The sequence below is a fragment of the Pseudomonas syringae KCTC 12500 genome (assembly GCF_000507185.2).
Taxonomy (GTDB): Bacteria; Pseudomonadota; Gammaproteobacteria; order Pseudomonadales; family Pseudomonadaceae; genus Aquipseudomonas; species Aquipseudomonas syringae.
Map to the genome: position 1 here is coordinate 1,470,967 of NZ_AYTM02000002.1, position 18,051 is coordinate 1,489,017.

Below are 18,051 nucleotides of genomic sequence, written 5' to 3' on the forward strand. Positions count from 1 at the left end.
AGCTGCCCTGCCTGACTGACAACAGTATCTGATGGACTGGTGGGCCTCTAAACCGCACCTCGGAACTACCGGGTGGCCGTTGCCCGTTTCTCGACAAACTCTACCATATTCTGGATAGAAACCAGCACATTGCCCATCATATCTTCCTGGGTGAACACAATACCAAACTCCTTCTTCAAGAAAGAAATAAGTTGAATATAACCTACCGAATCGATCAAGCCGAGTTTGATGAGATCATCTTGTTCTGTTATATCCTCATCGAACTCAAATAAGAAATTTTGGGTCAGATAGGATTTGATTTTTTCTTTCATGTATTCACTCTTTCATAGCCATTGCACATTCCACCGCAACGGAAGGACTTTTAAACGCACCCTCAACGAATAGATCAAGCCGACCCGGCCGACTCCAATTCTGCGCGTTCAAAAGGATATGGATGCCAGTCTTCATTATCATGACTGGTCACTGCCAGGCTTTTATCCCGTTCGTAGTAGCTGGTAAACTCCGGAATAATAGCTTGCGTCCGACGCATGATCCTGTTGTGGTTCGAGATCAGCGCACCACGCTTGTGCATGGTGCCATTGCAATTCCAGATCAGAAAATCGTCCTGCTTCCAAAAGTGCTCATAAACGTATTGATCTTTAATTTGATGATCAAACAGAAACTTTAAGAGTCTGTAGCTCTCTGACTTACTCAGCCCTTCAACACGCTCCATAGTGTTGTAGTTCAGATAAAGATATTTTTGCCGGGTGATCGGATTGGTTTTAACTAATGGTTGGTTGACCGGTTCAGTACGCTGAGGATCGACAAAGTAGTGAACCACTCGAAGATTATCAATACGCTTTTTCAGGCTGTCTTCCAAGTCATTATAGGCGGCAACGGTGTCGCAAAATAACGTTGCTCCGCCTTGTGCGGCAGCCAGCTCTGCATATAAGCAATTAATCGTTTCAACGTTTATGGCTTCCGAGTCGCCAGTGTGCCAACACGAAGTTCCCTTACCCTTGGTATGATTGTCTTTCTCATCCCATATCGCATGCTCATCCTGAGTTTTGTCGCAAAAATCCGGGCCGTTCACAAAATACAAAATCTCCCCATGATTAATTAGCGGCAGCCCATTAGGAATCACCTCGTCATCACCAAAAGTAGCTGTCTCTATCTGCGGCGCCCAAGAGTGTAACTTCAGGTTCGGATTGCCCAGCAGTCGCGTGACTGCGATTTGCTCTCTTCGTGTAAGATTTTGATTCCTGAATAACACAAACCCGCGATATGCCAAGCATTTTTTTATCGCTGCGATCGTGTCAAAGGACAGATTTTTGTGCAGTTTTAAATTCTCGATTTCGACGCCAAAACTCTGAGCTGGGTATGATATTTCAAAAGGAACACTTGATAATTTTAAACCCATGACAACCCCCCAGAACTTTAATCTACACTGATTGAGTTAACGTTTATAAATACCTTGAAGCTCGGGTCTGTAAGAATCACCTCACCGCCCTCCTATTCAGATTTCTTTCAGCATGGAGTCAAGAACATCGCCCTGGCCGAACCCAGGATTTTCGCCACTGCTTTAACGCTTCAGCAAAAACTATCACTGAATGAAAATACCAACAAATTATATAAATTCATCCTTGATGTATTTTATTCATTCCGCTTCATCTATTCCTTGATGGCTTCTTGCTCGCCGTTTGCGGGCCACACATAGATAGCCAATAAATATCACTTCGCTCAGCTCTTTAATCAGTCCTCTATTCCAGCCATCAATCGTATTCCCCATAGGAAAATCGGCGACCTTATTGGCACTGTCGGTGGTGCCGCCCAAGGGGTCACCTGGGCAATAACCTTCTAAGGTGACGTCCAGCTCAGAAACCACGATCACCCAACCATAACCCCGTTATCTTGCCGCTGATAGCCTGGAGACGGAGCTTGGACCTCACCCATGCGCCCAGTGTTTCCCTGTCCGATGGTGTTCAATACCATTCGACCTCATCCGACGATGAAGTGGAGGGACAGGTGGGGGGACAAAAGGGACGACAAGGGAAACCCGCGGCTAAGATAGACCGAGTACCAGAGCGTGAAGTTGCTCGGCATCCAACCGGTAACCACCCCAGTTCGCAGCCAGCAGAACAACGGCATGGCCAAGAGCTTCATAAAGATGATCAAGGGTGGCTGCGTGGCGTAAGCGTCCAAGCCAGATCGAGAAATTGGCTCTGTATAACCTGGCAATGCCTTCGAATACTATAATGAACAGCATCCGCACAGCGCCTTGAACTATCGCTCACCGAGAAAGCTCAGGCGTTTGGAGCCGTATCAATTTAGCAGGGGTTGGTGTACGGCTTTACGGGGACAAGTCCACGGCAAGATTGACATACCAAAATAACCGGACAAACATTATAGCCCATGTATTCGCCCAAACAATGGAGTGCTGGCTAATATGTTTTCAAAAATCCCCTTAAAGTCTCTACGATCGTTCGAGTCAGCGGCTCGACTAAGCAGCTTCAAAGCGGCTGCCATTGAACTTTTTGTTACGCCTTCAGCGATTTCACATCAAGTAAAATCACTAGAACACTGGCTCGGCTTATTGCTTTTTGAGCGAGTAGCCAAGGGAGTCACCCTAACGACTGAAGGGCTTGATTTATACAAGAATATCCATCAGCATTTTTCAAGCATAAACCAAAGCCTTAGTCAACTACGCTCACAGACCGACGAGAACGCAATCACCGTCACAACCACCCATGCATTTGCCTCATTGTGGCTCATTCCCAGATTAGGGGATTTCTACCGCCGCCATCCAACGATGCAAGTCAACATCATCACCAGCAGAACACAGGCAGACCTGCACAGAGATGCCAGTATCGACGTGGCTATTCGCAGCGTTTTCAAAGAGGTCCCTGATACCTATCAGCTACATCTAATGGACGAAAGCTTTCAGGCCTATACGCCCTACAGGACGCCCTTATCTGGAGAAACAAGGTCCCCACTCATCAACGTTCGTTGGGAGGCTGATGGCCATAACCCATTCGACTGGACGACTTGGTGCCAAGCGGCGGGACACGACGATTGGCTGGCCAACGCCACTTTCATGGAGTACGACGATGAACATCATGCTTTGCAAGCTGCAACTTCTGGCTATGGGATGGTGCTCGCCAGCGACGTCTTAGCCGTTGACAGTGTTACCCGAGGCTTTTTAACGCCATACAAGCCCGAGGTTAAACTAACGGGGACCCATTATGTCTCGGCCTGTGTACCTGGCAGAGAACGAAATCCGCCCGTCAGGGACTTCCTTGACTGGCTCAGTAAAGAAGCCTCTAAACATCTTGTACTGCAACGCCTCCTCACAGAGTCCATAGACTTTAGCGCACACAAAAATCCATTGAGGAACGACCGGAATCAAAGCATGCTCAAGCTCCAGATATACTAACAATGAGACTAGGAGTTCGATGCTCTGCCCCCCATGGATGGCAATGGAGACCACGTAGATAGGCATAAATCGCCATTTGCCATCAGGCAGTGACGAGTCACTGAGCTACAGTTGCAACACCGCAAACCATTTAACATCACCCGTACACTAAAACCGCGCAGCCGTACACACACCTTTCTCCTATCGTCGCACACATCAATATCCATCCGTATGCGTCCGACCCAGTCATCTACCCAGCCCCACAAAGCCAGGGCATGGTGTGCACTTAAATTTAAGTGGACACCCGTTCTAGCTTTTTAAGCGGGTATTTCATGCAGCCAACACGCCGTTCCTATTCCAAGCCCTTCAAAGCCCAAGTCATTCAGGAGTGTGCCCAACCCGGCGCCTCGATTGCCTGCGTCGCACTCAGCCATAGTCTCAACGCAAACCTCGTCCACAAATGGATTCGGCTGCAAGCGCAGAAAAGCCCGGCGCTCCCACCTGCATTTATTCCGTTAGCCATGCCGCCGGCCGGTGCAAACTCCCACGGAGATGCAGTACATCCACAGATCCCGCTCGTTCATGCAAGTCATCAATGTTTTGAGTGATCACGGAGACGTTATACCCTGATTTGGCCAGTCGGCTCACCGCGAGATGTGCATCATTGGGAGCTGCTTTAGAGACCTGTTGGCGCCGCCACAGGTACCATCCCCATACCAACGGAGGATTTTCACGAAAGGCCTTGGCTGTTTCCATATTGCGCGGATCGTATGGAGCCCAAATACCGGTCAATGGATCTTTGTACGTGGGGATGCCACTTTCAGCTGAGATTCCCGCACCCGTGAAAATGACGATCTCGGGGGCGTGGGACAGGGCCTTAGCGGCGCTTCCAAATTCAGGCACAGAACATCCAGTCCAGAAGGTTTAACCAGTATTTTGCCCTCTACGTCCCCCTCGGCTTCACCCGCGCCGTCGCCTCCGCCACCAACGGATCATCCGGCCAGTAATGCTTCGGATACCGCCCTTTCAAATCCTTCTTTACCTCAATGTAGGTCGACCGCCAGAAGTTAGCCAGATCCTGCGTCACCTGCACCGGGCGGCGTGCCGGGGACAGCAGGTGCAGTTTCAGCACCTGCCGCCCATTGGCAATGCGTGGGGTATCGGACAGTCCAAACAACTCTTGTAACCGCACCGGCAGAATCGGCGGATGTTCGCTGTAGTCGATACGGATATTCGAGCCAGAGGGCACTTGCAGGGTCTGGGGTGCCATTGCCTCCAACTGTTGCGGCAATGGCCACGGCAGCAGGTTGCGCAGGATAGAGGACAGGTCGAGCTGGCTGAAGTGGCTGAGCCGGGTAACTTTGCCCAGGTAGGGCATCAGCCAGTTTTCGAGTGTCGCCAGCAGTTGCGCGTCGCTCAGATCAGGCCACTCGCTCGCTGAGCTTTTCTCTATATCCAGGCCGCGCAACAGTGCAACACGCGCCTGCCACTGACGCAGTTCCGGCGTCCAGGGCAGCAGTTCCAGGCCTTTGCGACGCACCAGCGCCAGCAGCGCGTGGCTGCGGGTTGTCTCGTCGAGGCCGGTCAGTGGTTCGCGACTGATGATCAGTTCACCGACTTTGCGCTGTCGCTCGGCGCGGAATACACCTTCGCGTTCGTCCCAGTCGATCTGGTCCACGCTGATGACCTGCTCGGCCAACACCGAATCGAACAGTGCCGGATCGAACTCGGCAGCGAGGTAGATGCGTTCTTCGCGCTGGCCCTGACGACTGCCAAGATCAGCGATGACCAACCAAGGCTGTTTCATCAGCGCATCAGCCTCGGCGAACAGTGCCGCGCGGCCGTTGGCCAGTCGGTATTCGGCTCCGCCCGCTCGGCGTTGCTGTGCGACGCGATCCGGGTAGGCCAAGGCCAGCAAGGCGCCCAGCCAGCGGGAGTGGTCCGGATCGCCGACCGGGCTGTTCGCTGCGCCGCGCAGATAGCCGCGATATTGCCGCGACAACTGTCTGGCCCGCTGCACGCCGCCTTGTGCGCCGCGCGCCGCGCGTTCGGTGCCGGCCAGCAGGGTCAGGCGGCTGTGCAGGTCCGCGCCAGCGTCGCGCAAGATATCGCGCTCGCCCAGCAAGGCCGCCACGTCGCACGCCAGTTCGCCCAGCCCTAGCGCATGGCCGCGCAATAGCAGATGGGCGATGCGCGCATGAGCAGGCAGCTCAGCCATCGCCTGACCGTGTGGCGTCAGGGCTGGCGGCTGACCCGGCTGATTGTTCAATGCCTCCAGGCGCACCAGCAAATCCTGCGCCTGTGCATAAGCCGCGGCTGGCGGCACGTCGAGCCAGACCAGTTGCGCAGGCGTGACGCCCCAGCGGGCCAGTTGCAGTGCGAGCCCGGCGAGGTCCGCCTGAAGAATTTCTGCCGCCCCGTAGGCGGCCAGTTGATCGTGTTGCGCTTCGGACCACAGCCGGTAACACACGCCCGGCTCCAGCCGCCCTGCCCGTCCGGCGCGCTGGGTGGCGCTGGCACGAGAGATGCGTTGAGTCTCCAGACGCGTCATGCCGCTGCCCGGATCGAAACGCGGCACCCGCGCCAACCCGGCATCGATCACCACACGCACGCCGTCGATGGTCAGACTGGTTTCCGCAATGTTGGTCGCCAGCACCACCTTGCGCGTGCCCTTGGGAGCCGGTTCGATAGCCGCGCGTTGCGCATTCAGATCAAGCTCGCCATGCAAAGGGCAAAGCAGAATGTCGGCGCGCTCGCCCAGTGCTTCTGCCAGTTGCTGGTTGACCCGACGAATCTCGGCCTGCCCCGGCAGAAACACCAGCAGGCTGCCGGACTCGCTGCCCAGCGCATCCAATACCGTCTGCACGACACGCGGCTCGACAAACTCACCAGGCTGAAAAGGACGTCCCCACTGCATGCTCACCGGAAACATCCGCCCATCACTGCGTACCACCGGCGCATCGTCCAGCAACGCCGCCAACCGCTCGCCTTCCAGCGTGGCCGACATGAGCAGAATCTTCAGCGGCTGATCGTCGCGAAACAGTTCCCGGCCATTGAGACTCAGGGCCAGGGCCAGATCGGCATCCAGGCTGCGTTCGTGAAACTCATCGAAAATCAGCAGCCCCACACCTTCCAGCGCCGGATCGTCCTGCAAACGACGCGTGAGGATCCCCTCGGTGACCACTTCGATACGCGTCTTCGGGCCGACCCGGCTTTCCAGACGAATCCGGTAACCCACCGTGTCGCCGACCTTCTCGTCCAACTCGCTGGCCAAGCGCTCGGCAGCCGCTCTCGCCGCCAGCCGCCGAGGCTCCAGCATCAGAATGGTCTGCCCGGCCAGCCAGGTTTCCTCAAGCAGCGCGAGCGGCACGCGCGTGGTCTTGCCCGCGCCGGGAGGGGCTTCGAGTACGGCTTCATGGCGTGTGGACAAGGCCTGGCGCAAGGCTGGCAGGACGGCATCGATGGGTAACGAGATCATGGGGGCTCCCGGAGAGATGCGGGGAGTATACCGGGGTGGGGTTGGGAATCAGGGGAGTATTGGTGTAACGCTTTAGAAAGCCCTCCCTCTACTCACCTTTTTAAAAATTGACACCCCATAATCCTAGACGATTTTCTAGCCTTACATAAACGTCACTAAGCTGCACTTAGTGTCACTGACCTTTGTAAATCCTGATACCAGAGCCCATTGTCATAAGCGATTGTCACCAACGTGGTCTCCGCGTATTCCGGAAGGCTGGCAAGACGCTGAGCGACTGACAGACATGCCGCTGCGGTATTACCGACAAAAGTGCCGCTTTGAATATAGAACCCGCGTTGCGCCGCCAGCATCTCGCCATGCTCGACTTGATAGCAGCTGTTTACCAAGGACCAGTCCAGAAAGGGTGGGCAGACGCCAACCGCCATCCCTTCAAAACGATGGTCTGAAAAAACACCATTCTTGGAGTCGCAACCCGAGGGGTCGACCAAGACAGTAGATACATTGAAACCATTGTCCTTCAAGCCCAAGGTAATACCGGTAAAGCTCGCCCCCGTCCCTGCGCAGCCTATAAACAGCAGCTTTTTGTCGGCCTTAGCCTCTTCTAATTGGCAGGCAAGCTCGAATGCGGTCTGGCAGCGATATGCCTCGATCCCAATCTGGTTATTAAACTGATCAGTATAGTAGTAAGACTTGCCCATTTCGACCTGAAACTCTAAATGATGGGCAACGACATCCCTCGGCGATGCGCCTGCGTTCAACATATCCTTGCCAATCAATTTGGCACCAAAGCACTCCAACAAATCTCTTTTGGTCTGACTGAAACCGAGGCCAACTGCTAGCTCAACCGGAATACCATACGCGTGGCAGGCAGATAACAGACCAAAACCAAAATTGCCACCCGTCTTTTCAATTACAGTAGTTATACCGGGAATAATTCTTCCATTGCGTAGCGCATTTTTTACAATTAAATTAGCTGCGCGATATTTGTGACTACCTCCTGGATTATTCATTTCCAGCTTGGTTAAAACTCGATCATGAGTTCTGATAAGTACACTCACTTAATGCCTCCCTCCATAGCGTGGCCCGCTTTTGGTTTTTGGTCCAACAGCGCGACAATTACAGCTAACAACACGATACACAGCCCAATACAAATAGCGTTGGTACCAGACCAGCCTACCGTGCTGAGCAACAGCGAAGGAGTAAACGCACCGATCGTTGCGAAAATAGCGATAGCCAGATCGTTTTTTCCCTGCATGCGCAAGGCTTGCGAGCTGTTCTGAAGAGCTTGAGCCAGAAGTGCTCCGCCTCCCACGTAGGTTAGATTCCAGCCTGAGCCAAGGATGATCAGAGCGAAGACCATGGCGCCGTAAGAGCTTGATCCCATGTTTATGGCTGAACAGCCAGCCAGCATGAGGACGCCTACGCAGAGTGTGGTTTTGATCCCTAGCTTCTGGATGATCGCCCCCGTAAAAAAAGACGGAGCAAACATGGCTATCACATGCCACTGGATCGCCAGGCGCACATCCGAAAAATCCTCGTGCATGTGCTTCATGTGCATTGAAGCCTGAATCATCAGCACGTTCATAATTGCGTAGCCTATTGCAGCAACAGACATAGCGATCAAGATCGTCGAAGTCATCACGTGCGGCGGCGTGGTCTCTGGGTTTCCTCTGGAAACTAATGGCATCACCGGATCGTCAGGCAGGCAAACGGCGACCAGAAAAGACAGTACAGCCAGACCGATGAACGAGACATAGCACAATGAAAATAGAGAGTAGCCGCCCACGTCCCTAAGCAGCTCAGTCAGTATCGGTCCAACCACTGCGGCGATAACCCCACCGGCTACAACCAGAGAGATGGCTTTGGGCTTTAACTTTTGATCAAGGTTGTCAGTTGCAGCAAATCGGTTGAAGTTGGCAAAAGCGATATAAACCCCGAGTGCCGAATGGCTAAACATCAGTATCGAAAAATCCTGGTGCTCGACTGCCCAGAAGCCACTCAAACCGGATACCACCAGCGGTATGGCGCCAGACATGAAGGCTTTTTTCCGACCGATCCGGCTCATCAGCCTGGAAGCGGGGTATGTGGCCAGCATCAAAAACAGGAACTGTAAACCATACGGCACCGTTGAAAAGCGGGCTTCAGGTGCCAATGCTGAGCCGACAATAGCGGCCATGGTCACTGACATTACAGCGGTGGTCAGGTTAATGGATTGCGCGATGAAATACAGATAGGTGCGTCGCGGAAGCGTACTCATCGTAGGGCGCGCTCATGGTAGGGGGACAAATCAATTTCAGCGTTGGGAAAGTCACAGATCAGCCGTTCTTTACCTTTACCCAACCTTTTTCGACGCACGTTCAGGCGGCCTATGGCCCTAGGATTATCGAGATGAGTGCCACCGCAGGGAATCTTGATGCCTTGGTAACTCCACATGCGTGCGTCCTCAACACCAAAGACTGCATAGTTTTTGATCACGTCGTGGTGGGAGATCAACTCATTTGCGAGTCGTTCTATTTCACTGATGTCATCGCTGCTAAAGGACTCTTCAACAAGAAAATCAAAGCGTGCCGAGTTTTCTTTAATGTGACAGCCGATAGTCCAATGCTTTAGTTCCTCGCTCAGGCTGGTGGCAGCGGCATACAAAAAATGGCTAGCGCTGTGAGATAGACTCAGTCGTTCGCGACGCAAGATATCAATTCTGATCAGAGCAGCCATGCCTTCACTTATTGAGTCAAGGAGGTAGAGATCGTCAGGATGCACCATATGGAGGATAACTCCGCCTAACTTTCCTCCCTTGAAGCCCTCCAGATGAATGGGTGTGCCGTAGAGCTTTTTTACCCAGATAAATCGCACGGTACCAATGGGTAATTCTATAGTACCGAAATCAGCTTCCTGCCCACCTCCCTCGGGGTAGGCAACCGTGCAATCAAGCTCAATAGCATCTGGGTACAACCGCGTCACATTGGTATTTGTGGACCCCAAGTACCGATCTTTGTAATACAGTTTTCCCGTGTTACGCAACACATCTTGAGTCGTGGCGATCATTGCTCAATTACCACCTGGAGTGATGTTTTCACTTGCACTCGAGCACCCGAGGGAACGTCTTGGGTGATGATACAGCGCGGTCCGATGAATGCATCGTCACCTATGTTCAACGGACCCAATACGCTTGAAAAGGCGCCTATCTGCACGCGATTGCCTACTTTGGGATGACGCGATATAGAAGGATTACTGCTGATACCTCTGGCTCCCAGTGTTACACCTCCGAGAATATAACAGTCATCGCCAAGTATGGCGGTCTCACCAATTACAGTACCAAATCCATGATCGATAATGAGTCGAGCACCTATGCTGCAGCGGAAATGGATTTCTGCGCCAGAGAGCATTTTTCCTCGCCTGGAAATGATGGCTGCCAGAGACTGTTCGTGAGAGTTACAGCTTCTTTTTGCATTTCGGTATACCCAGTGGGCCAGGCGGTAATGCATTACCGCTGCGAAGGACGTGTAAGTCCTTGCAATGACCGAAGGATCGCCGCAAGAGGCCGGGTCCTTGCGCGCGAACATCAATAGATCCTCGTGCGACTGCTCGGTAACGCACTCAATGAGAAGGGTTTCTTTTAATTCATTGAACTCCTCGACAGAACAGCATTCCAGCAATGCTGCGATGACAAGGTTCTTGACCAGTTGAAACGACTCCTGACCACCTGCGGCGGCGAGTCGGGAAGAAGGTACTGATCGTATGTCCATATTTGGCATTATCTCGATATCCGGTCTCTGATTTCAGGGGCTTCTGCGCAGCTGACGCCCTGCTGGCTCAAATACCAGCAAGCGCATAATCGCACTCGCCCACCCCAAAAGCGCACACAGTCGACGAGCTTTCTGATTAACTGTTAGGCTATTTTTTCTATCAGTTTGACGAAGCCGCCATGCCCAACAACGTCCTTTATGACTCGCTTAAGCAGCGCCTTGAATCAGGCGAGTGGCTGGCTGGACAACGCATGCCGTCGATCAGGAAACTGGCCCTGACTGCCGACGCGAGCTATCACGACGCCGTCTCGGCTTATGCTCGCCTGGTGAGTGAAGGCGTGTTGTCGGCGTCTCCCGGACGCGGTTACTTTGTGAGCAGTCATGTCACCCATGTAGATAACGTGCGGGAAATAGAGTGCATGAGCGCCGACCCACTGTTCAGGCTGCTACAGGCAGGACCGCACTACACCAAGCTGGGATGTGGATGGCTGCCACCGGCATGGCGAGATACCGAATTGCTGGCCAAGGCCATTCGACGCACGGCGCGGCTGGAACAAAGTTCGCTGGCCGAATACGGCGACATTTCCGGCTATCTCCCGATGCGCAAACAGCTGTGCGTACACCTGAAGCGTCTCACCCGCATCGACATCAGACCCAGTCAGATCCTCACCACTCTGGGAGCGACGCAGGGCCTGGACCTGGTTGCCCGCCTATTGATCAAGCCCGGTGACCATGTCTTTGTGGACGAGCCGGGCAATGGCAACCTGATCAGGTTGATTCAGTTGGCGGGCGGCCATGTTGTGGGTATAAGGCGGACTCAGGACGGGCCGGACATCGCCGAGATGGAGAGTTATCTGGCGAAGCACACGGTCAAAGCGTTTTTCTGCAATAGCACCTTCCACAATCCGACCGGCAGCAACATCAGCCCGCACAACGCCTTCAAGGTTTTGCGTCTTGCTGTAGAGCATGAGTTCTTTGTGGTCGAAGATGATGTCTACGGCGACTTCAGTCCTACTGTCCGCCAGACGTTTGCCGAGCTGGATAATCTGGATCGTGTGATCTACGTCGGCAGTTTTTCCAAATGCCTTTCTGCTTCGCTGCGCGTGGGTTATATCGCCTGCTCACAAGAGCTCATTGAGCCGCTGACACGCTTGAAACTACTGACGTGCGTTGCCGTTCCGGCGTTCTGCGAGCGGTTCGTCAACACCATTCTGGCGGACGGTACTTATGCCCGGCACATGCAGGATGTTCAACAAAGGCTTATCAGCCAGCAGATCCAGACTCAACGCGCCCTGCGAGCGAGAGGCTGGCAATTCGATATAGCACCGCAGGGCGGAATGTTCATTTGGGCCTATCACCCGGACATCCCTAACTTGGAGCCCTTCATAAAGGAACTTGAACAACACAAAATCCTGCTGATGCCAGGCTCGGCGTTCTCGGTGTCGCGCGACTACCAGCGTTTTGCGCGAATAAACTGCACGCATTTTTCCGAGGCAATAGAAGAACGCTTTTCAGTGTGATCAACGAAGAGCAGCGTTTAGTTATCGGGGCTGCTTGCGCCTTGAGCCCGTGGCTCAATAGCACTGCCGCCAGCACGCCTCACGCCGAAAAGTCAGGTCTTGAACTCGTTACCGTTCTCATCAATAAGGCCATTGTCGTATTTCTTGCGCAATTCAGGATCGGACAAAATCCTGAACGCGTTTGAAATTACTTTGAAACGCTCAGTCGCCTCAGCCTCGTTACCGACGTTCTTATCAGGATGATTCTTCAGCGAGGCTTTCTTGTAAGCCTTTTTGACTGCGGAGAGGTCCGCCGTCATGTCCGAGAGGCCCAGGTGCTCGTACAACTGCTTGACGGGTGGCTTGGCGGGGGCGGAATCGTCCACCTTCGCGGACGCGCCAGTAGCGGGTGTTTTGTGGGGCCGCTCTGTTGACGGCCGCTGAGCGCCTGAATTGGGCTGAGCTTTCGGCGGTGGTGGCGCGCTGTTGGCCTGGGGGCGAGCGCTTGGAGGCGTTTGTGGGCGTGCTTGCTGTTGAGTGCTTTCAGGTCTCCAGGAGGGTCCCGGTGTGGGTCGTCGCACGCGATCGGTGCTTTGCTGACGAATCTCGTTGATCACCTGGTCAGCGATGTCATTCATCAGTTTGTTCAGCTTCAAGTTGCTGGAGAAGAATGCGTAGTTCGCCTCACTGTTGTGCTTGCCATGCTCAGGTTCGAGACTGGCCATCGCGTCGGCCAGCGTCTTGCCTAGAGAGAACAACATCTTGCCCTGACTGTCGCTGACGCCCAAAAAGCTCATCACGTTGCGCATCGACTGGTCGCGCTCCCAGACAACGCTGGCCACGTCGAAGGCAGCTCGCGCCAGATTGAATCGGCCTCCCCCTCCGTGCGTCTCGACATGGGTCACCGGTTCCTTGCCGAGCAATGCGTCGAGGATCACCTCGAGGCCTTTCTGCTGACGCTCGTTGAGCCGGCTTTTCTGCTCCAGCAATGAGCTGTTGACCTGCAACGCCACTTTGCCAGCGATATGGCTGACGACGTTCATTGCGCGGTCTATCGTTGGCTTTGTCGAATCGCTGAGCGCCACACGCGCCAACGAAGATGCAAGGTTAGTGAGGTTGATCATCTGCTTCTCCGGAAACTCATACCGCCTTGGTGGCAAGCAACGAGATCCGGTTCCACGGGATATGCAACTCTGCACAGGTGCAAAGCGCTGACGCGAGCATCAGTCAGGTGTGTGCATTACGGTCAGCCCGCCTTGGCCGCCATCGCCGTCACTTCAACCCGCATCCCCTCAACCCCCAACGCCGCCACGCCCACCGCTGCGCGCACGGGCCACGGTTTTTTGAAGAAGCGTTTGTACACTTCGTTGAATGCAGCGCGATCGGCCATGTCGGTCAGGTAGATGGTCAGGTGCATGACCCGGTCCATCGAGCTGCCGGCGCGTTCAAGGGCGTCTTTCAGGGCTCGCAGGGTGCATTCGCTCTGCTCGGTGATGCCACCCAGTTCCAGGCTACCGTCGGGATGAGTGGGGATTTGGGTGCTGACCAGCACGCCGTTGAAGTCGGCGACGTCCGAGGAGATGGACTCCGGGTCTGGATCGGGGGTGAAGGTGATGTCTGCGTTTGCCATGGGATCTCTGCTTTGCAAAGGATGGAAAACGCCAAGCCTACGCGAGCGACAGGTGGGGGTCGAGCCGTGGGCTTTGGCGCGGAAAGTTGAAATGCGCCGCGTTGCTCTACAGAATCGCGCCCGGACCCGGCCATGCTGTCGGGCGTTTGGGGTGAAAGGGGTTGCCGTTGAACGAACAGAGATTGTCCATGCGCCTTGAGTGTGTGGCAACGCATGTGCCACCCGGTGCACGACTGGCCGATATCGGCTCGGATCACGGCTATCTGCCGGTGGCGCTGCTGAACCGTGGTGTCATTGCGGCAGCGGTGGCTGGCGAGGTGGCGTTGACGCCGTTCTGCGCAGCCGAGCGTACCGTGCGCGAGAACGATCTGGAGGATCAGGTCAGCGTGCGCCTGGCCGATGGTCTGGCAGCGATCGAAGCGGAAGACGCGATCACGGCGATCAGTCTCTGCGGCATGGGCGGCGAGACGATTCGCGACATCCTTGAAGCGGGCAAGGCGCGCCTGAGCGGTCAGGAACGCTTGATCCTGCAACCCAACGGCGGCGAGCAACCGTTGCGCGTCTGGCTGATGAAGCATGACTACCGCATCGTCAGCGAAGAGGTGCTGCGGGAAAATCGTTTCGACTACGAAATCATCGTCGCCGAACGCACAGGCCCCGTGCAGTACACGGCTGAGGAGCTGTTTTTCGGCCCGCTGCAGATGCAGGCGCGCAGCCCGGCATTTCTGCTCAAGTGGCAGCGTCTGCTGGGCAAGAAGCACAAGACGCTGCGCAACTTCGAACGCGCGCAGCAAGCCGTGAACCAAGAGAAGCTGCAGGACGTTGCGCAACAGGTCCGCTGGATTACCGCGTTGCTGGCCTGAAAATCGAACTCATGCCCGAACCGGCTCTCAAACCCGCATGATCCGCAGGTCAGGCTTTAAGGGTGCCTGCATCTGGTTCAGGCGTCAGCGCTGCAATGTGTGACGCGGAGCGTGAGGAACGAGAGGTGTCCGGGAGAACACTTCTGGTGCCTATACCCGGCGCGTCTTCTACACAACCATCGACGGGAGTAAAACGACCATGCATTCCGAAGCACTTTCCTGGGGCCACGGGCCTCGTCTGTTCGAAGTCTTCCTTGAGCCGACCTGCCCCTTTTCGGTGAAGGCCTTCTTCAAGCTCGATGAGCTGCTGGCTCAAGCCGGAGAAGACAGGGTCACGGTCAAAATCCGCCTGCAGTCGCAGCCCTGGCACATGTTTTCAGGTGTCATCGTGCGCTGCATTCTGGCGGCTGCGACCCTTGAAGGCGGCAAGCAAAGCGCCAAGGCGGTCATGGCGGCGGTTGCGTCACACCGTGAGGAATTCGAGTTCGAACACCACGCCACCGGCCCGAACATGGACGCGACGCCCAACGACATCATCGCGCGCATCGAGCGTTACAGCGGCCTCGCGCTGGCAGAGGCTTTCGCCAATCCCGAGCTTGAGCAGGTCGTGAAATGGCATGCCAAATACGCTCGCCAGAACGGCATACACGTCTCGCCGACCTTCATGATCGACGGTCTTGTGCAGCCGGGCTTGAGCAGTGGCGACCCGGTATCGAAGTGGGTCGCGGAGATAGGTTGAGCGACGAGCTCAACCCAGCGCATCGATCCGCTCATTGATCCACTCGCGGCTGCGCGCCAGCGCCTTGCGCGCCAACGTGGTCGGGAAGTGGATGAAGCCGTGCGGCGACTCGGGCATGAGGTGCATTTCGACGTCTGCCGAGTTGGCCCAGCGCTCGGCCATTTGCAGTGTGTCATCCAGCAGCGGGTCGATCTCTCCGACGAACATCAGTGCGGGCGGAAGGCCTGCCAAATCGCCATACAGTGGTGACAATGGCGGTTCACGGCGTTTATCGTCGCTTCGATCAGGGGTGAGCGCGCGCATGGCGCCGACCATGCCCGGACCATGCAGCACCAGCGTCTCCGGCCCTGCGGTACGCACGCTCTTGGTCCCCGTCAGGTCGTAAACGCCGTAGTACAGGACTGTACCCACTATGCGCTTGAGCAGATCAGGTCGGCTTTTCAATTTCAGGAGGGTGGCTGCGGCAAGATGCCCGCCAGCGGATTCGCCGACCACGATAACCGGCAGGCCGGCAAACTCTTCGCAGTCCTTCCCCAACAGCCAGCAGGCGGCAGAAAAGCAGTCCTCCATCAGGCCCTCGATGGCGGTTGTCACAGCAAGTCGGTAATCAACCGAAACAATGGCCACGTCGCAGGCATTGACCATGCCGACGTTGAGATCATCGTTCATCTGGGCATTGCCGATCACCCATCCGCCGCCGTGGATGTCGAACACCACGCCCCGGGGTTTGCCTTTGGGGCGGATGATGCGCACGGGCACAGCTACGTTATCCGAGCTGACCGTTCTTTTTTCGATGCGAAGGTCATGCCCTCCCGGTTTCAGGGCGCTGCCGATCTGCGCTGCACGCAACAGCGCCTGAATCAACCGGGGCGTGACGCGATTGCGAATCTGGAAACGCGGCATCCGCGCGAGGGTTTTATTAAACCGTCGTACTTCTACCAACTCTTGCTCACTGGAAGGCCAAGGCTGTTTTGTGTCCAATTTCTGCTCTCTTGTCAGGCTGACGTATGCGGGGGCGCGCAACGCGATTTGCCCCACCTGTACCTGAGAGGCTCTCAGTCGTAGAACGGTTCAACGGATGCCCGACTGCCCACGAAAAAACTGTCCGCGACCAGCCGCAACGGTTGCAGGTCCAGGTCACTGGCTTTATCGCCGATCAGCTGTTGGAAGTGGCGATACACCGCGGCGTACTCGCCCTCCTCCGAAACAGACTGAGGCACGCCATCGATACTCAACAGCGCACCGCCGTTGTCCAGACGCAACGTGCCTTCGGCGCAGCGAATCTCGATGCTCCAGAGCTCGTCGTGACCATGGTCGAAATCGAACTCGGCGCGGATATCGAGATGGCGCGTGTCGGACATTTTGATGGACGCAGCGATAGGCGACTGGCAATTGCTCGGCACGCGCAGTTCGGCAGACTCGACGAACAATGGCAGTGGCACCAGATGCGTCACGATCGACAGGGCATTGATCCCCGGATCGAACACGCCAAGGCCACCGGGCTGCCAGATCCACGCCTGACCGGGGTGCCATTTGCGCACGTCTTCTTTCCAGTCGATCTGCACGCTCTGCAGGGTGCGGGTGGACAACCACTCACGCGCCGCTTCGATACCCTGCGCGTAACGCGAATGCCAGGCGAACAGACCGCTGACGCCCTGCTCTTGCACCTGGGTCACCAACGCCATCGCCTCACCCAGGGTCGCGCACGGCGGCTTCTCGACCAGCACGTGTTTGCCGGCAGCCAACGCCTCTTGCACCAGGGCAAAGCGACCTTGCGGGGGCGTACAGAACGCAATCGCGTCGACCTGCGGCCCGCTCGCAAGCAGTTCGCCCAGGGATTTGAAATTCTCTACCCCGGCGCACGGCTGGCCTTGCGTAGCCACGGCCACCAGCTCAAACGCGGGGTTGGCGTGGATGGCAGGGACGTGTTGATCCTGCGCAATTTTGCCGTAACCCACCAGACCGAGACGAATCGGTTGCATACATGACTCCTGAGTTTTTGTAGTTATCGTGCGGCACAGTAAACCAGATGTTAATCGTGGTCGGTAAGGGGCATCGGCGCGGGGGCTGTTTTCCTGGCCGATCTCACATTCGATAATCTTCAGCGCCCGCTCAGGCCCCTTCGTGAGCAAGCTCAATCCCACCACTACGATTGCGCCGTTCGGGGCGCTTCGCATCCCATTTGGTTTAACTTCACGGCCGCAGAACCACGCCATCACTCAATAGTCTTAGCCTTGCAGTCATTGCCTTGTATAGTTGCCCTCTTCATCTCAGGAGCTTTCCATGCGCATTCCTTCTCGCTTGATCGGTGGCGTTCTGGTCGCCACGTTGCTGACTCAGATTTCCGCCTGCGGCAGCATTTTCTATCCTGATCGTCGTGGTCAGATCGATGGCAAGGTTGACCCGGCGATTGCGGCGCTGGATGCTTTCGCGCTGCTGTTCTATATCGTTCCGGGCGTGATTGCGTTTGCGGTGGACTTCGCCACCGGCGCGATCTATTACGGGCCCGGCGAGCATGCGCAGATCGATCCGCAAAAGCTGCAAAAGGCGCTCAAGGCTGATGGCAGTGTCGACAACACCAAGCTGCAAGCCATCATTGAAACCGAGCTGGGCCGTTCCCTGCCGTTGAACGATCCACGCCTGATCCAGCACAAAGGCAGCGTCGAGCAACTGGCAGCACTGGGCCTGGTCCCGGCTGCCTGATA

At 55.7% G+C, this 18,051-nt stretch carries 18 protein-coding genes and 1 pseudogene; 6 read left to right on the plus strand and 13 right to left on the minus strand.

Annotated features, from left to right (window positions below; translation table 11 throughout):
• Window positions 1-65 precede the first annotated feature (65 nt).
• The 3 genes from V476_RS06820 to V476_RS28010 all read right to left on the minus strand — a co-directional run bounded on the left by V476_RS06820 (window position 66) and on the right by V476_RS28010 (window position 1,813).
• Window positions 66-311: an acyl carrier protein gene (locus tag V476_RS06820; protein WP_003399878.1), complete on the minus strand. Its 246-nt coding sequence runs from the start codon at window positions 309-311 to the stop codon at window positions 66-68.
• A gap of 74 nt (window positions 312-385) precedes the next feature.
• Window positions 386-1,399: a TauD/TfdA dioxygenase family protein gene (locus tag V476_RS06825; protein ID WP_024664313.1), complete on the minus strand. Its 1,014-nt coding sequence runs from the start codon at window positions 1,397-1,399 to the stop codon at window positions 386-388.
• Between the two features lie 237 nt (window positions 1,400-1,636).
• On the minus strand, window positions 1,637-1,813 hold the full coding sequence (locus tag V476_RS28010; protein ID WP_154232058.1) for a hypothetical protein: 177 nt from the start codon (window positions 1,811-1,813) through the stop codon (window positions 1,637-1,639).
• Between the two features lie 612 nt (window positions 1,814-2,425).
• On the opposite strand from V476_RS28010, the gene V476_RS06835 reads away from it, so the two are divergent.
• Window positions 2,426-3,412, plus strand: coding sequence for a LysR substrate-binding domain-containing protein (locus V476_RS06835; protein WP_024959333.1), 987 nt, complete (start codon window positions 2,426-2,428; stop codon window positions 3,410-3,412).
• A gap of 311 nt (window positions 3,413-3,723) precedes the next feature.
• Window positions 3,724-3,999: an IS66-like element accessory protein TnpA gene (gene tnpA / locus V476_RS26790; protein ID WP_211254773.1), complete on the plus strand. Its 276-nt coding sequence runs from the start codon at window positions 3,724-3,726 to the stop codon at window positions 3,997-3,999.
• Here the strand turns inward: tnpA and V476_RS26795 are convergent.
• The 6 genes and pseudogenes from V476_RS26795 to V476_RS06860 form a co-directional block, all read right to left on the minus strand.
• A pseudogene (locus tag V476_RS26795) lies at window positions 3,920-4,294 on the minus strand (SIR2 family NAD-dependent protein deacylase); the annotation flags it as partial. The gene tnpA and the pseudogene V476_RS26795 overlap by 80 nt on opposite strands.
• Window positions 4,295-4,334: 40 nt before the next feature.
• A complete protein-coding gene (gene hrpB / locus V476_RS06840) occupies window positions 4,335-6,869 on the minus strand; it encodes an ATP-dependent helicase HrpB (protein WP_024959335.1) in 2,535 nt (844 codons plus the stop codon).
• A gap of 155 nt (window positions 6,870-7,024) precedes the next feature.
• Window positions 7,025-7,927, minus strand: a complete 903-nt coding sequence (locus V476_RS06845) for a pyridoxal-phosphate dependent enzyme (RefSeq protein ID WP_024959336.1) — start codon at window positions 7,925-7,927, stop codon at window positions 7,025-7,027.
• Window positions 7,924-9,126, minus strand: a complete 1,203-nt coding sequence (locus V476_RS06850; protein WP_024959337.1) for an MFS transporter — start codon at window positions 9,124-9,126, stop codon at window positions 7,924-7,926. Before V476_RS06850 ends, V476_RS06845 begins: the two co-directional genes overlap by 4 nt.
• Window positions 9,123-9,914, minus strand: coding sequence for an alanyl-tRNA editing protein (locus V476_RS06855; RefSeq protein WP_024959338.1), 792 nt, complete (start codon window positions 9,912-9,914; stop codon window positions 9,123-9,125). The genes V476_RS06850 and V476_RS06855 overlap by 4 nt, the downstream gene beginning before the upstream one ends.
• Complete coding sequence (locus tag V476_RS06860) at window positions 9,911-10,624, minus strand: serine O-acetyltransferase (protein WP_024959339.1); 714 nt, start codon at window positions 10,622-10,624, stop codon at window positions 9,911-9,913. The genes V476_RS06855 and V476_RS06860 overlap by 4 nt, the downstream gene beginning before the upstream one ends.
• A 170-nt stretch (window positions 10,625-10,794) precedes the next feature.
• On the opposite strand from V476_RS06860, the gene V476_RS06865 reads away from it, so the two are divergent.
• A complete protein-coding gene (locus V476_RS06865) occupies window positions 10,795-12,135 on the plus strand; it encodes an aminotransferase-like domain-containing protein (protein ID WP_024959340.1) in 1,341 nt (446 codons plus the stop codon).
• Window positions 12,136-12,227: 92 nt separating this feature from the next.
• On the opposite strand, the gene V476_RS06870 is transcribed toward V476_RS06865, so the two are convergent.
• On the minus strand, window positions 12,228-13,238 hold the full coding sequence (locus V476_RS06870) for a J domain-containing protein (protein WP_024959341.1): 1,011 nt from the start codon (window positions 13,236-13,238) through the stop codon (window positions 12,228-12,230).
• Window positions 13,239-13,360: 122 nt separating this feature from the next.
• Window positions 13,361-13,744 carry a RidA family protein gene (locus tag V476_RS06875; RefSeq protein WP_024959342.1) on the minus strand — a complete coding sequence of 128 codons (384 nt, stop codon included), beginning with the start codon at window positions 13,742-13,744 and terminating at the stop codon, window positions 13,361-13,363.
• A 167-nt stretch (window positions 13,745-13,911) separates the two neighbouring features.
• On the opposite strand from V476_RS06875, the gene V476_RS06880 reads away from it, so the two are divergent.
• On the plus strand, window positions 13,912-14,607 hold the full coding sequence (locus V476_RS06880) for a tRNA (adenine(22)-N(1))-methyltransferase (RefSeq protein ID WP_024959343.1): 696 nt from the start codon (window positions 13,912-13,914) through the stop codon (window positions 14,605-14,607).
• A 199-nt stretch (window positions 14,608-14,806) separates the two neighbouring features.
• The gene (locus V476_RS06885; protein WP_024959344.1) at window positions 14,807-15,346 is read left to right on the plus strand and encodes a DsbA family protein; all 540 of its coding nucleotides are present in this window, start codon (window positions 14,807-14,809) and stop codon (window positions 15,344-15,346) included.
• A 9-nt stretch (window positions 15,347-15,355) separates the two neighbouring features.
• On the opposite strand, the gene V476_RS06890 is transcribed toward V476_RS06885, so the two are convergent.
• Together V476_RS06890 and V476_RS06895 are read right to left on the minus strand one after the other, a co-directional pair.
• A complete protein-coding gene (locus V476_RS06890; protein ID WP_024959345.1) occupies window positions 15,356-16,327 on the minus strand; it encodes an alpha/beta hydrolase in 972 nt (323 codons plus the stop codon).
• A gap of 74 nt (window positions 16,328-16,401) precedes the next feature.
• Entirely contained in the window at window positions 16,402-17,328 is a 927-nt protein-coding gene (locus tag V476_RS06895; RefSeq protein ID WP_024959346.1) for a Gfo/Idh/MocA family protein, read from the minus strand.
• Between the two features lie 301 nt (window positions 17,329-17,629).
• Here V476_RS06895 and V476_RS06900 point away from each other — a divergent pair, with 301 nt between their 5' ends.
• A complete protein-coding gene (locus V476_RS06900; protein ID WP_003340868.1) occupies window positions 17,630-18,049 on the plus strand; it encodes a hypothetical protein in 420 nt (139 codons plus the stop codon).
• Window positions 18,050-18,051: the final 2 nt, after the last annotated feature.

Excerpts from the sequence above, each read along its gene's own strand:
- V476_RS06875 (WP_024959342.1), bottom strand. The coding sequence starts at position 13,744 with ATGGCAAACGCAGACATCACCTTCACCCCCGATCCAGACCCGGAGTCC.
- V476_RS06895 (WP_024959346.1), bottom strand. The coding sequence starts at position 17,328 with ATGCAACCGATTCGTCTCGGTCTGGTGGGTTACGGCAAAATTGCGCAG.
- V476_RS06900 (WP_003340868.1), top strand. The coding sequence starts at position 17,630 with ATGCGCATTCCTTCTCGCTTGATCGGTGGCGTTCTGGTCGCCACGTTG.
- V476_RS06870 (WP_024959341.1), bottom strand. The coding sequence starts at position 13,238 with ATGATCAACCTCACTAACCTTGCATCTTCGTTGGCGCGTGTGGCGCTC.
- V476_RS06835 (WP_024959333.1), top strand. The coding sequence starts at position 2,426 with ATGTTTTCAAAAATCCCCTTAAAGTCTCTACGATCGTTCGAGTCAGCG.
- V476_RS06850 (WP_024959337.1), bottom strand. The coding sequence starts at position 9,126 with ATGAGTACGCTTCCGCGACGCACCTATCTGTATTTCATCGCGCAATCC.
- V476_RS06885 (WP_024959344.1), top strand. The coding sequence starts at position 14,807 with ATGCATTCCGAAGCACTTTCCTGGGGCCACGGGCCTCGTCTGTTCGAA.
- hrpB (WP_024959335.1), bottom strand. The coding sequence starts at position 6,869 with ATGATCTCGTTACCCATCGATGCCGTCCTGCCAGCCTTGCGCCAGGCC.
- tnpA (WP_211254773.1), top strand. The coding sequence starts at position 3,724 with ATGCAGCCAACACGCCGTTCCTATTCCAAGCCCTTCAAAGCCCAAGTC.
- V476_RS06860 (WP_024959339.1), bottom strand. The coding sequence starts at position 10,624 with ATGCCAAATATGGACATACGATCAGTACCTTCTTCCCGACTCGCCGCC.
- V476_RS06865 (WP_024959340.1), top strand. The coding sequence starts at position 10,795 with ATGCCCAACAACGTCCTTTATGACTCGCTTAAGCAGCGCCTTGAATCA.
- V476_RS06855 (WP_024959338.1), bottom strand. The coding sequence starts at position 9,914 with ATGATCGCCACGACTCAAGATGTGTTGCGTAACACGGGAAAACTGTAT.
- V476_RS06820 (WP_003399878.1), bottom strand. The coding sequence starts at position 311 with ATGAAAGAAAAAATCAAATCCTATCTGACCCAAAATTTCTTATTTGAG.
- V476_RS06825 (WP_024664313.1), bottom strand. The coding sequence starts at position 1,399 with ATGGGTTTAAAATTATCAAGTGTTCCTTTTGAAATATCATACCCAGCT.